This is a genomic window from Streptomyces sp. NPDC088766, assembly GCF_044750845.1.
GTDB lineage: Bacteria > Actinomycetota > Actinomycetes > Streptomycetales > Streptomycetaceae > Streptomyces.
In genome coordinates this window covers 196,652-208,351 of the sequence record NZ_JBIVKQ010000001.1, presented here as the reverse complement: position 1 = coordinate 208,351, position 11,700 = coordinate 196,652, and the positions used below count along the sequence as shown (strand labels likewise).

At 73.0% G+C, this 11,700-nt stretch carries 9 protein-coding genes; 2 read left to right on the top strand and 7 right to left on the bottom strand.

The features are described 5' to 3' along the window. Positions 1 to 170: 170 nt before the first annotated feature. The gene (locus ACIP5W_RS00900) at positions 171 to 1,520 is read left to right on the top strand and encodes an FAD-binding protein (RefSeq protein WP_401464667.1); all 1,350 of its coding nucleotides are present in this window, start codon (positions 171 to 173) and stop codon (positions 1,518 to 1,520) included. Between the two features lie 27 nt (positions 1,521 to 1,547). Further along, positions 1,548 to 2,303 carry a decaprenylphospho-beta-D-erythro-pentofuranosid-2-ulose 2-reductase gene (locus ACIP5W_RS00895; RefSeq protein ID WP_401464664.1) on the top strand — a complete coding sequence of 252 codons (756 nt, stop codon included), beginning with the start codon at positions 1,548 to 1,550 and terminating at the stop codon, positions 2,301 to 2,303. A gap of 7 nt (positions 2,304 to 2,310) precedes the next feature. Here ACIP5W_RS00895 and ACIP5W_RS00890 read toward each other — a convergent pair whose 3' ends face one another. From ACIP5W_RS00890 to ACIP5W_RS00860, 7 genes are all read right to left on the bottom strand, one after another. Beyond that, positions 2,311 to 2,904, bottom strand: coding sequence for a 2'-5' RNA ligase family protein (locus ACIP5W_RS00890; protein ID WP_401464661.1), 594 nt, complete (start codon positions 2,902 to 2,904; stop codon positions 2,311 to 2,313). 172 nt (positions 2,905 to 3,076) lie between these two features. Further along, complete coding sequence (trpS, locus tag ACIP5W_RS00885) at positions 3,077 to 4,090, bottom strand: tryptophan--tRNA ligase (RefSeq protein ID WP_401464658.1); 1,014 nt, start codon at positions 4,088 to 4,090, stop codon at positions 3,077 to 3,079. A 123-nt stretch (positions 4,091 to 4,213) separates the two neighbouring features. Beyond that, positions 4,214 to 5,665 carry a glycine hydroxymethyltransferase gene (locus ACIP5W_RS00880; RefSeq protein ID WP_401464655.1) on the bottom strand — a complete coding sequence of 484 codons (1,452 nt, stop codon included), beginning with the start codon at positions 5,663 to 5,665 and terminating at the stop codon, positions 4,214 to 4,216. Positions 5,666 to 6,025: 360 nt separating this feature from the next. Further along, positions 6,026 to 6,973: an ABC transporter substrate-binding protein gene (locus ACIP5W_RS00875; RefSeq protein WP_401464652.1), complete on the bottom strand. Its 948-nt coding sequence runs from the start codon at positions 6,971 to 6,973 to the stop codon at positions 6,026 to 6,028. Position 6,974: 1 nt separating this feature from the next. Then, positions 6,975 to 8,915: an ABC transporter permease gene (locus tag ACIP5W_RS00870; protein WP_401464649.1), complete on the bottom strand. Its 1,941-nt coding sequence runs from the start codon at positions 8,913 to 8,915 to the stop codon at positions 6,975 to 6,977. Further along, positions 8,915 to 10,033, bottom strand: coding sequence for a glycine betaine/L-proline ABC transporter ATP-binding protein (locus ACIP5W_RS00865; RefSeq protein WP_401464646.1), 1,119 nt, complete (start codon positions 10,031 to 10,033; stop codon positions 8,915 to 8,917). The genes ACIP5W_RS00870 and ACIP5W_RS00865 overlap by 1 nt, the downstream gene beginning before the upstream one ends. Then, the gene (locus ACIP5W_RS00860; protein WP_401464643.1) at positions 10,030 to 11,658 is read right to left on the bottom strand and encodes a GMC family oxidoreductase; all 1,629 of its coding nucleotides are present in this window, start codon (positions 11,656 to 11,658) and stop codon (positions 10,030 to 10,032) included. The genes ACIP5W_RS00865 and ACIP5W_RS00860 overlap by 4 nt, the downstream gene beginning before the upstream one ends. Between the last annotated feature and the right edge of the window lie 42 nt (positions 11,659 to 11,700).

The following is an 11,700-nucleotide window of genomic DNA, read 5'->3' as shown; positions in this document are numbered from 1 at the left end:
ATGCCGTCCGAGTCGTCGCTGCCGTCCAAGTCGTCCATGTGGATTCACTGTTCACGCCGGGCACGCCGAATCTCGGGCAATATCGAGCGACATACCATTAATCACCCATTTCGGGGAGGAAGGAATGTTTTAAAACTAATCACTCCCAAAAGGGCGATACGGTCACCGACATGCCTGCCGAGACCGTTTCCGTCACGGGGTGGGGCCGCACCGCTCCCTCCACCGCCCGTCTGATCCGTCCCAGGACGTACGAGGAGGCCGTGACCGCCGTCCGGGACTGCGGGGCGCGCGGAGGCATCCCCCGGGGCCTGGGACGGGCGTACGGGGACGCGGCGCAGAACGCCGGCGGGGCGGTGCTCGACATGACGGGCCTCGACCGGATCCACGTCGTCGACGTGGCCGGCGGCAGCGTCCTGTGCGACGCGGGCGTCTCCCTGCACCACCTCATGGAAGTCCTGCTGCCCCTGGGCTGGTTCGTGCCGGTGACCCCCGGTACCCGCTACGTCACCGTCGGCGGCGCGATCGGCGCCGACATCCACGGCAAGAACCACCACGTGTCCGGCTCCTTCTCCCGGCACGTCGTGTGCCTGGAACTGCTCACCGCCGACGGCACGGTCCGTACGGTCCGCCCCGGCACCCCCCTCTTCGACGCGACCGCGGGCGGCATGGGCCTGACCGGGGTGATCCTCACCGCGACCGTGCGGCTGCGGCCCGTCGAGACGAGCCTCATGTCCGTCGACACCGAGCGCGCGACCGACCTCGACGACCTGATGGCCCGGCTGACCGCCACCGACCACCGCTACCGCTACTCGGTCGCCTGGATCGACCTGCTCGCCCGCGGCGCCGCCACCGGCCGGGCCGTCCTGACCCGCGGCGACCACGCCCCCCTCGCCGCCCTGCCCGCCCGCGCGCGCAGGGCGCCGCTGTCCTTCCGCCCCGCCCGGCTCCCGGCCGCGCCCGCCTGCCTCCCCGGGGGACTGCTCACGCGCCGGACCGTGGGCCTCTTCAACGAACTCTGGTACCGCAGGGCGCCACGCGCGCGTACCGGCGAACTCCAGCGGCTGTCCGCCTTCTTCCACCCCCTGGACGGGGTCCCGCACTGGAACCGCGTCTACGGCCGCGGCGGCTTCGTGCAGTACCAGTTCGTCGTCGGCCACGGCCGGGAGGAGACCCTGCGCCGGATCGTGGACCGCATCGCGCGGCACCGCTGCCCGTCCTTCCTCGCCGTCCTCAAACGGTTCGGGGAGGCCGACCCCGGCTGGCTCTCCTTCCCGGTGCCCGGCTGGACGCTGGCCCTGGACGTCCCGGCGGGCCTGCCGGGCCTCGGCGACCTCCTCGACGGACTCGACGAGGAGGTCGCCGCCGCCGGCGGGCGCGTCTACCTCGCCAAGGACTCCCGGCTGCGGCCGGACCTGCTCGCCGCGATGTATCCGCGGCTGGACGACTTCCGCGCGCTGCGCGCGGAGCTGGACCCCCGCGGGGTGTTCGTCTCCGACCTCGCGCGCCGCCTCACCCTCTAGAACACCCCCGGAACACCAGGAGCAGTCGTGAAGGACGCCTTCGGCCTTCCCCAGTCCCTTCTCGTGCTGGGCGGCACGTCCGAGATCGCGCTGGCCACCGCGCGCCGGCTGGTCGCCCGCCGCACCCGCACGGTCCATCTGGCCGGACGCCCCTCGCCCGCCCTGGAGTCGGCCGCCGCGGACCTGCGCGCCCTCGGCGCCGACGTGCGCACCGTCGCCTTCGACGCCCTCGACCCCGAGGCGCACGAGGACGTGCTGGGCAAGGTGTTCGCGGAGGGCGACGTCGACCTGGTGCTGCTCGCCTTCGGCGTCCTCGGCGACCAGGCCCGCGACGAGCGCGACCCGGTGGCCGCCGTGCGCGTCGCGCAGACCAACTACACGGGCGCGGTGTCGGCGGGCCTGGTGGCCGCCCGCGCGCTCCAGTCCCAGGGCCACGGCTGTCTGGTCGTCCTGTCGTCCGTCGCCGGCGAGCGGGCCCGCCGCGCCAACTTCATCTACGGCTCCAGCAAGGCCGGCCTGGACGCGTTCGCGCAGGGGCTGGGCGACGCGCTGCACGGGACGGGCGTCCACGTCATGGTCGTACGCCCCGGCTTCGTGCGCACGAGGATGACCGCGGGCCTGGAGGAGGCGCCGCTGGCGACCACCCCCGAGGCGGTCGCGGCGGCCGTCGAACTGGGGCTGCGGCGGCGCTCGGAGACGGTGTGGGTGCCGGGGGTGCTGCGCGTGGTGATGTCGGGCCTGCGGCACCTGCCGCGCGGACTGTTCCGCAGGCTGCCGGTCTAGAGCAGATCTAGGCCCTGTCGATCAGCGGGCGGGGGAGGGCGTCGCGGTCACCGTGGGCGGCCTGCGGAGGGACGACCGGGCCGCCGAAGGCGTACTCGCGGAGCTTGCGCCAGACGCCGTCGGCGCCCTGCTCGTGGAGGCCGAAGCCGGTGCAGGACCATTCGGCCCGGTAGTCGGCGAGTTCCTCGTACGCGCGGTCCATGGCCGCCTCGTCGATGCCGTGCGCCACCGTGACGTGCGGGTGGTAGGGGAACTGGAGGTCGCGGGCGACCGGCCCGGAGGCGTCACGGATCCGCTGCTGCAGCCAGGCGCAGGCCGAGACTCCCTCGACCACCTGCACGTACACCACGGGCGACAGGGGCCGGAAGGTGCCGGTGCCGCACAGCCGCATCGGGAACGGGCGGCCCGCCTCGGCCACCGAGGTCAGGTGCGCGTCGACGGCCGGGAGGACGCCGGCGTCGATCTCGGTCGGCGGCAGCAGCGTGACGTGCGTGGGGATACCGTGAGCCGCGGCGTCGCCGAAGCCCGCGCGCCGCTCCTGGAGCAGGCTGCCGTGAGGCTCCGGGACCGCGATCGACACGCCGATCGTTACGGTCCCCACGTCGTCTCCTTCGTCGCGTCGGATGTGCCGGGCGCCGGCCCCGTGCCTGGTGCCTGGTTCGTACTCAGTCGTACGGCTATCGACTGTACGGCCACGGCCGTGTCGAGGGCAGGCGCAGCGGAAGTGATGTGCAGCGCTCTGCCCGGTGGAACGTGCGTGCGGTGGTGCGCCCTCAGTGCTTGGCGGGCAGGAAGCCCACCTTCTGGTACGTCCGGGCCAGCGTCTCGGCGGCGACGGCGCGGGCCTTCTCGGCGCCCTTGGCCAGGATCGAGTCGAGCGTCTCGGGGTCGTCCAGGTACTGCCGGGTGCGGTCCCGGAACGGCGTGACGAAGTCGACGACGACCTCGGCGAGGTCCGTCTTGAGGGCGCCGTACAGCTTGCCCTCGTACTGCCGCTCCAGCTCCGGGACGCTCGTGCCGGTGAGGGTCGAGTAGATGCCGAGGAGGTTGCTCACGCCCGGCTTGTTCTCGGTGTCGTAGCGGATGACCGTGTCGGTGTCCGTGACCGCGCTCCTGACCTTCTTCGCGGTCGCCTTCGGCTCGTCGAGCAGGTTGATGAGGCCCTTCGGCGTGGACGCCGACTTGCTCATCTTGATCGACGGGTCCTGGAGGTCGTAGATCTTGCCGGTCTCCTTCAGGATGTACGGCTTCGGGATCGTGAAGGTCTCGCCGAAGCGGCCGTTGAAGCGCTCGGCGAGGTCGCGGGTCAGCTCGATGTGCTGGCGCTGGTCCTCGCCGACGGGCACCTCGTCGGCCTGGTACAGCAGGATGTCCGCGACCTGGAGGATCGGGTAGGTGAACAGGCCGACCGAGGCGCGGTCGGCTCCCTGCCGGGCGGACTTGTCCTTGAACTGGGTCATGCGGGAGGCCTCGCCGAAGCCGGTGAGGCAGTTCATGACCCAGGCGAGCTGGGCGTGCTCGGGGACGTGGCTCTGCACGAACAGCGTGCACCGGTCCGGGTCGAGCCCGGCCGCGAGCAGCTGCGCGGCGGCCAGCCGGGTGTTGGCGGTCAGTTCCGCCGGGTCCTGCGGAACCGTGATCGCGTGCAGGTCGACGACCATGTAGAACGCGTCGTGGGACTCCTGGAGGGCCACCCACTGACGGACGGCGCCGAGGTAGTTGCCGAGGTGGAACGAGCCTGCGGTGGGCTGGATCCCGGAGAGCACGCGGGGACGGTCATTCGCCATGCCCACCATTGTCTCAGAGCCACGAGGGTGGTTCCGGAGGGTGGTTCGGGAGGGTGGTTCGGGACGGGGTTCCCGAAGTGGGGGGCGCGGGCCCGTACGGCCCCGCGCCCCTCACGGGGTGCCTCAGCCCAGGTCGATCTGCGGGTACAGCGGGAAGCCCGCCACCAGGTCGGTCGCCCGCCGGGAGATCTCGTCGGAGACCTTCTCGTCCAGGACGTGGGAGGCCTTCGACGGGGCGCCCGACTTCGTCGTGCCCGGCTCCGCCGTCGTCAGGACGCGGTCCATCAGGGCCGCGACCTCGTCCATCTCGGCCGTGCCGAGGCCGCGCGTGGTCAGCGCGGGGGTGCCGACCCGGATGCCGGAGGTGTACCAGGCGCCGTTGGGGTCGGCGGGGATCGCGTTGCGGTTGGTGACGATGCCCGAGTCGAGGAGGGCCGACTCGGCCTGGCGGCCGGTGAGGCCGTAGGACGTGGCGACGTCGATCAGGTTGAGGTGGTTGTCGGTGCCGCTGGTGACGAGGGTCGCGCCGCGGCGCGTCAGCCCCTCCGCCAGCGCACGGGAGTTGTCGACGATGCGCTGGGCGTAGTCCCGGAAGGCGGGCTGCCGGGCCTCGGCCAGGGCCACCGCCTTCGCGGCCATGACGTGCGGGAGCGGGCCGCCGAGGACCATCGGGCAGCCGCGGTCCACCTGGTCCTTGAGGGAGTCGTCGCACAGGACCATGCCGCCGCGCGGGCCGCGCAGCGACTTGTGGGTGGTGGTCGTGACGATCTGGGCGTGCGGGACCGGGTCGAAGTCGCCGGTCAGCACCTTGCCCGCGACCAGGCCGGCGAAGTGCGCCATGTCGACCATCAGGGTCGCGCCCACCTCGTCGGCGATCTCCCGCATGATCCGGAAGTTCACCAGCCGGGGGTACGCGGAGTAGCCGGCGACGATGATGAGCGGCTTGAACTCGTGGGCCGTGGCGCGCAGCGCGTCGTAGTCGATCAGGCCGGTGGCCGGGTCGGTGCCGTAGGAGCGCTGGTCGAACATCTTGCCGGAGATGTTGGGGCGGAAGCCGTGGGTGAGGTGGCCGCCGGCGTCCAGGGACATGCCGAGCATGCGCTGGTTGCCGAAGGCCCGGCGCAGTTCGGCCCAGTCGGCCTCGGAGAGGTCGTTGACCTGGCGGGCGCCGGTCCTCTCCAGGAAGGGCGCCTCCACGCGGTCGGCGAGGACGGCCCAGAAGGCGACCAGGTTGGCGTCGATGCCGGAGTGCGGCTGGACGTAGGCGTGGCGGGCGCCGAAGAGTTCGCGGGCGTGCTCGGCGGCGAGGGACTCGACGGTGTCGACGTTGCGGCAGCCGGCGTAGAAGCGGCGGCCGACGGTGCCCTCGGCGTACTTGTCGCTGAACCAGTTGCCCATCGCGAGGAGGGTGGCCGGGGAGGCGTAGTTCTCGGAGGCGATCAGCTTGAGCATCTCGCGCTGGTCGGCGAGCTCCTGGCCGATCGCGTCGGCGACGCGCGGCTCGACGGCGCGGACCGCGTCGAGGGCGGCGCGGAAGGCGGTGGACTCGGTGGAGAGGGGCTGCTGCTCTGACATGACGTCGGCCTCCGGATGGCGTGGCGTGCAAGCGGTCACGGTCTCGGTCTGGCCCAGGCGCACGGCACTCGGTCGCTCCGGGCCGCTCCCCGATGGTCCGTCCCATCCCAGCGCGCCAGTCACGGCCCGACCGCCAGCCTACCGGGGCCACCGGACGCCGACGGCGCGACGTCCACCATGCGAGCGACGGCGGAAAGGGCCGCCGGCCCCGCCTCCGAAGCGGGCGTACGTCCCTCTCGCAACGGTGGGGGCCCGGCAGGCCGGAGCGCCGGGCGGCCCGGTCGGCAGCCACCCGGCGCCGTCGCGCGGACCGCGCGGCAAAACGCCGACGGTGCCGTCCGGGCCACCGGGCCGCCGGGGCTAGGACAGCCACGCGCGCCAGGTCGGCTCGTGGCTGTCCACCCACTTCTTCGCCGCTTCCTCCGGGCTGAGCTTCTGGTCGGCGATCAGCAGGGAGACCATGTTCTGGTCCTCGGTGGTCCACTTGAACTTCTTCAGGAAGGCCGCCGCCCGGCCGCCGCTCCTCGCGAAGTCCGCGTTGAGGTACTTCTCCAGCGGGGTGTGCGGATAGCCGCAGGCGACCTTCTGCGGGTCGGCGTCGCAGCCCTCCTCGTACGCGGGCAGTTTCACCTCGGTCATCGGGACCTTCTCGAACAGCCACTGCGGGGAGTACCAGTAGGTCAGGAAGGGCTTCTTCTCCTCGGCGAACCGGCGGATCTGGGTGATCTGCGCGGCCTCGGAGCCGGCGAAGACGACCTGGTAGTCCAGGTTCAGGTTCTCCACCAGGGCCTTGTCGTTGGTGACGTACGACGGGGAGCCGTCCATCAGCTGGCCCTTGCCGCCGCTCTCCGCGGTGCGGAACTGCGCGGCGTACTTGTCGAGGTTCTTCCAGTCGGTGACGTCGGGGTGCGCCTTCGCGAAGTACGTGGGGACGTACCAGCCGATGTGTCCGGTGACGCCGAGGTCGCCGCCGCGCGCGATGGTCTTCTTGTCGTCGACGTAGCGCCGTTCCTGGTCGGGGTGGCCCCAGTCCTCCATGATCGCGTCGACGCGGCCCTGGCTGAGGGCGTCCCAGGCGGGCACCTCGTCGACCTGGACGGTGTCGACGCGGTAGCCGAGTTCGTGCTCCAGGAGGTACCGGGCGACGGCCACGTTGGCCTGCGCGCCCACCCAGGACTGGACGGACAGGGTCACGGTCTTCGCGCCGCCGGCGCCCGCGAACGGCGAGGCCTGCTCGGTCATGTCGGCGGCGCCGCAGCCGGTCAGCAGCAGCAGGCCCGCCGCCGCAGCGGTCGTACGCAGTCGCATGTCAGGCTCCCTTCTCGGTGCGCCGGGCGGCCGGCTGGGTCACGCGGTCGAGCATCAGGCCGAGGCAGACGATCGCGGCGCCGGCCACCAGACCGGTCGCGAGGTCGCCCTGGGCGAGGCCGAAGACGGCGTCGTAGCCGAGGGCGCCGCCGCCGACCAGGCCGCCGATGACGACGACGGCGAGGACCAGGACGACGCCCTGGTTGACGGCGAGCAGCAGCGCGGGCCGGGCCAGCGGGAGCTGGACCTGGCGCAGTTGCTGGCCGCCGGTCGCGCCGAGCGAGCGGGCGGATTCCAGGGCGGCCGGGTCGACCTGGCGCAGGCCCTGGGCGGTGATGCGCACGACGGCGGGCAGCGCGTAGACGACGGCCGCGGCGACCGCGGGTGCGCGGCCGACGCCGAACAGGGCGACGACGGGGATCAGGTAGACGAACTGCGGCATCGTCTGGAAGACGTCGAGGACGGGGCGCAGCAGCCGCTCGACGCGGTCGCTGCGGGCCGCCGCGATTCCGGTGGCGAAGCCCAGCACGAGGGTGACGGCGACCGCCGCGAGGACCTGCGACAGCGTGTCCAGCGACGGCTCCCACACGCCGAGCACGCCGGTCGCGGCCATGGCGAGGACGGCGGTCAGCGCGGTGCGCCAGGTGCCGATCGGCCAGGCGAGCGCGGCGACCAGCAGCAGCACCGACCACCAGGGCAGCCACAGGAGGCCGTCGCGGACCGGGTCCAGGACCCAGGTGGTGAAGTGGCCCGCCCAGTCCGCGGTGCCGCCGACGACGGGCACGCCGGAGTAGAGGTGGCCGGTCATCCAGTCGACGACGCGGTTGACCGGTTCGGCGATGGTGACCGTCCACGCGTCCGGCCAGTCGGGCCGGCCGGCCAGCCGTACGGCGACGGCGAGGGCCGCGGCGGCGGCGAGCAGGGCGTACGTGGTGCGGCGGCCGTGGGCCGGTCCGGTGCCGCGTCCGGCGGCGGCCGTCACCCGGTCGAGGACGACCGCGAGCAGCACGATGGGGATGCCGGCCGCGAGGGCCGCGCCCACGTCGACGGAGGCGAGCGCCTGGTAGACGCGGTCGCCGAGTCCGCCGCCGCCGATGACCGACGCGATGACCGCCATCGACAGCGCCATCATGATCGTCTGGTTGAGGCCGAGGAGGAGTTCCCTGCGGGCCAGCGGGATGCGGGCGGTCAGCAGGCGCTGGCGGGCGGTGGCGCCGAGCGACTCGACCGCCTCCAGGACCTCCTTGTCGGCGCCGCGCAGGCCGAGCGCGGTGAGGCGGGCCATGGGCGGGGCGGCGTAGACGACGGTGGCCAGGACGGCCGCCGGGACGCCGATGCCGAACACCAGGACCACGGGGAGCAGGTAGGCGAAGGCCGGCAGCACCTGCATGGTGTCCAGGACCGGGCGCAGGGCGCGGTCCATGCGGTCGGAGAGGCCGGCGGCGAGGCCCAGCAGCGCGCCCACGACGACGGACGCGAGGACGGCGACCACCATGAGGGCGAGGGTCTGCATGGTCGGCACCCACATGCCGAGCAGGCCGCAGGTCAGGAACGCGGCGGCCGTGCCGAGTGCCGGCCGCACGCCCGCGGTGCGCCAGGCGACGACCGCGCCGAGCGCGGTGACGCCGGCCCAGCCGGCGGCCAGCAGGAACAGGTAGACGGCCCGCACGGAGAGGACGACGGCGTTGCTGACGTGGCCGAAGAAGTAGAGGAACAGGGGGTGGCTGTCCCGGTTGTCGATGATCCAGTCGTTGGCGCGGGTCAGCGGGCCGGTCAGGTCGACGGTGAGGGCGGCGGGCCAGGTTCCGCTGTGCCAGCGGGCGTGGGCGAGGGGGGCGAGGACCGCCGCCGCGAGGCCGAGGACGAGGAGTTTGCGGACGACGGGGCTGCGCAGGACGCCGGGGAGGGGGACGCGGAGGGCGGGTGCGGTGATCGTCGCCATCAGACGGCCTCCTCACGGGGTTCCGCCCCCGTCGCGGCACCGGGTGCCGATCCCGCGACGACCCCCAGCAGGGCGTCGGAGTCGACGACTCCCACGCAGCGGCCGTTGTCCATCACCCGGGCCGGGGTGCCGGTGCGGGCGACCGCTTCGATGGCCTCGGAGACCGTGGCGTCGGGAGCGACGGCCGGGCCGTGGCCCGCGTCCGCCGGGGTCGCGGCACGCATGGCCGTGCGGACGGAGAAAACCTGCTCGCGGGGGACGTCGCGGACGAACGCGCGGACGTAGTCGTCGGCGGGCGAGCCGACGATCTCCTCCGGGGTGCCGAGCTGGACGACGCGGCCGTCGCGCATGAGGGCGATGCGGTCGCCGAGCTTGAGCGCCTCGCTCAGGTCGTGGGTGATGAAGACCATCGTGCGGCCCTCCTCGCGGTGCAGGCGGATCACCTCCTCCTGCATGTCCCGGCGGATCAGCGGGTCGAGCGCGCTGAACGGCTCGTCGAAGAGGAGGACCTCCGGGTCCACGGCCAGCGCCCTCGCCAGTCCCACCCGCTGGCGCTGACCGCCGGAGAGCTGGCCGGGCCTGCGGTGCTCCATGCCCGCCAGACCGACCTTGGCGACGACCTCGCCGGCCCGCTCGCGACGCTCGGACCTGCCGACGCCCTGGATCTCCAGGCCGTACGCCACGTTGTCGAGGACCGTGCGGTGCGGGAGCAGGCCGAAGTGCTGGAAGACCATCGCGGCGCGGTGGCGGCGGAGTTCGCGCAGGCGGGTGCGGTCCATGGCGCGGACGTCCTCGCCGTCGACGACGATGGTGCCGGCGGTCGGCTCGATCAGCCGGGTCAGGCAGCGCACGAGGGTGGACTTGCCGGAGCCGGACAGGCCCATCACGACGAAGACCTCGCCCTTGCGGACGTCGAAGGAGACGTCCCGGACGGCGGCCGTGCAGCCGGTGCGCGAGCGCAGCTCGGCGGCCGGGAGGGCGGCCAGCTCCGGGTCGGCGGGCACGCGTTCGGACTTCGGGCCGAAGACCTTCCAGAGGCCCTCGACGGAGAAGACGGGGGCGGGGACCGCGGGCGTGGGGACCGCGGGGCTGGCGGGGGTGGCGGGGCTCGTGGTCATCGCGCACCGCCCCCGATCGGGCCCGCGGCCCGCTCGCCGGTCACGCCGTCCGGCCGTTCACCGGTTTCGCCGTCCGGCCGCTCGCCGGTTTCGCCGTCCGGCCGTCCGCCGATCAGTTCGGCCGCGCGTTCGCCGACCATCAGCACGCCGATCATGGGGTTCACGGCGGTCATGGTCGGGAACACCGACGCGTCGGCGATGCGCAGCCCGTCCAGGCCGCGGACGCGCAACTGCGGATCCACCACGGCCAGTTCGTCGTCGGGCGCGCCCATGCGGCAGGTGCCCGCCGGGTGGTAGACGGTGTGGGCGACCTTGCGGGCGTACTCGCTCAGTTCCTCGTCGCCCGTGAGGTGCGGGCCGGGGGCCACCTCGCGCTTGAGCCAGCCGGCGAGCGGCTCGGTCCTCGCGATCTCGCGGGCGATCCTGATCCCGTCGACGAGGGTGCGGCCGTCGTAGTCGTCCTCGTCGGTGAAGTAGCGGAAGTCCAGGGCGGGCTTCACCGCGGGGTCCGGGCTGGTCAGGTACAGGCGGCCGCGGCTCCTCGGCTTCGGGATGTTGGGGGTCATCGAGACGCCGTGGGGCGGGCGTTCGTAGCCGAGGCGCTCCGGATTGTCCGTGAAGGGGATCTGGTAGAAGTGGAACATCAGGTCGGGGCCCGGCTGTTCGGGGTCGCGGCGCACGAACAGGCCCGCGTCGGAGTCCATCGCGGAGTTCTCGGGGATCGGGCCGTGCGTCTCCCACACGATCACCGACTCGGGGTGGTCGAGGAGGTTCTCGCCGACGCCGGGCAGGTCGTGGACGACGGGGATGCCGAGGGCGTCCAGGTCGGCCTTCGGTCCGATGCCGGAGTGCAGGAGCAGGCGGGGCGAGTCGACGGCGCCCGCGCACAGCAGGACCTCGCGGCGGGCCCGGACGGTGAACTCCTCGCCGTCGGCCGCGCGTACCTGCACGCCCGTCGCCCGGGTGCCGTCCAGCTCCAGCCGGTGGGCCCAGGTCTCCAGGAAGATGCGCAGGTTCGGGCGTTCGTCCATGACCGGGTGCAGATAGGCGACCGAGGCGCTGGAGCGCTTGTTGTCCTCGGGGTGGTAGGCCAGGTCGAAGAAACCGGTGCCCTCGGTGAACGGCCTCTGGTTGAAGCCCTCGACGCGGGGTACTCCGAGTGCGGCCTGCGCCGCGTCGACGAAGTCGCGGGCGATGGCGTTCCGGTCCTTCTCGTCGACCGGGACGATGTTGTTCAGCAGGCGGGCGTAGTACGCCTCCATGGCGACCGCGCCCCAGCCGTCGGCACCGGCCGCCTCCCACTCGTCCCAGTCGGAGGGGAGCGGCTTGAAGGCGATGAGGGTGTTGTGGGAGGAGCAGCCGCCGAGGACGCGGGCACGGCTGTGCCGGATGTGGGAGTTGCCGCGCGGCTGTTCGGTGGTGGGGTAGTCGTAATCGAGTTCGCCGCCGAGCAGGCCCATCCAGCGGCGCAGCGTGAGGACGTCGTCGCGGCCGACGTCGCTGGGGCCGCCCTCGACGACGGCGACGGTGACGTCGGGGTTCTCGGTGAGGCGGGAGGCGATGACGGAGCCGGCGGTGCCACCGCCGATCACGACGTAGTCGTAGACGTGGGGGGTCTCGGGCATGAGGACTCCTGTGGATGGGGGGCGGACGAGCGGGGGGAATGC

Bases quoted from the DNA above. Each gene is read 5' to 3' on its own strand.
- ACIP5W_RS00875 (WP_401464652.1), bottom strand. From the start codon at position 6,973: ATGCGACTGCGTACGACCGCTGCGGCGGCGGGCCTGCTGCTGCTGACC.
- ACIP5W_RS00880 (WP_401464655.1), bottom strand. From the start codon at position 5,665: ATGTCAGAGCAGCAGCCCCTCTCCACCGAGTCCACCGCCTTCCGCGCC.
- ACIP5W_RS00870 (WP_401464649.1), bottom strand. From the start codon at position 8,915: ATGGCGACGATCACCGCACCCGCCCTCCGCGTCCCCCTCCCCGGCGTC.
- ACIP5W_RS00900 (WP_401464667.1), top strand. From the start codon at position 171: ATGCCTGCCGAGACCGTTTCCGTCACGGGGTGGGGCCGCACCGCTCCC.
- trpS (WP_401464658.1), bottom strand. From the start codon at position 4,090: ATGGCGAATGACCGTCCCCGCGTGCTCTCCGGGATCCAGCCCACCGCA.
- ACIP5W_RS00860 (WP_401464643.1), bottom strand. From the start codon at position 11,658: ATGCCCGAGACCCCCCACGTCTACGACTACGTCGTGATCGGCGGTGGC.
- ACIP5W_RS00865 (WP_401464646.1), bottom strand. From the start codon at position 10,033: ATGACCACGAGCCCCGCCACCCCCGCCAGCCCCGCGGTCCCCACGCCC.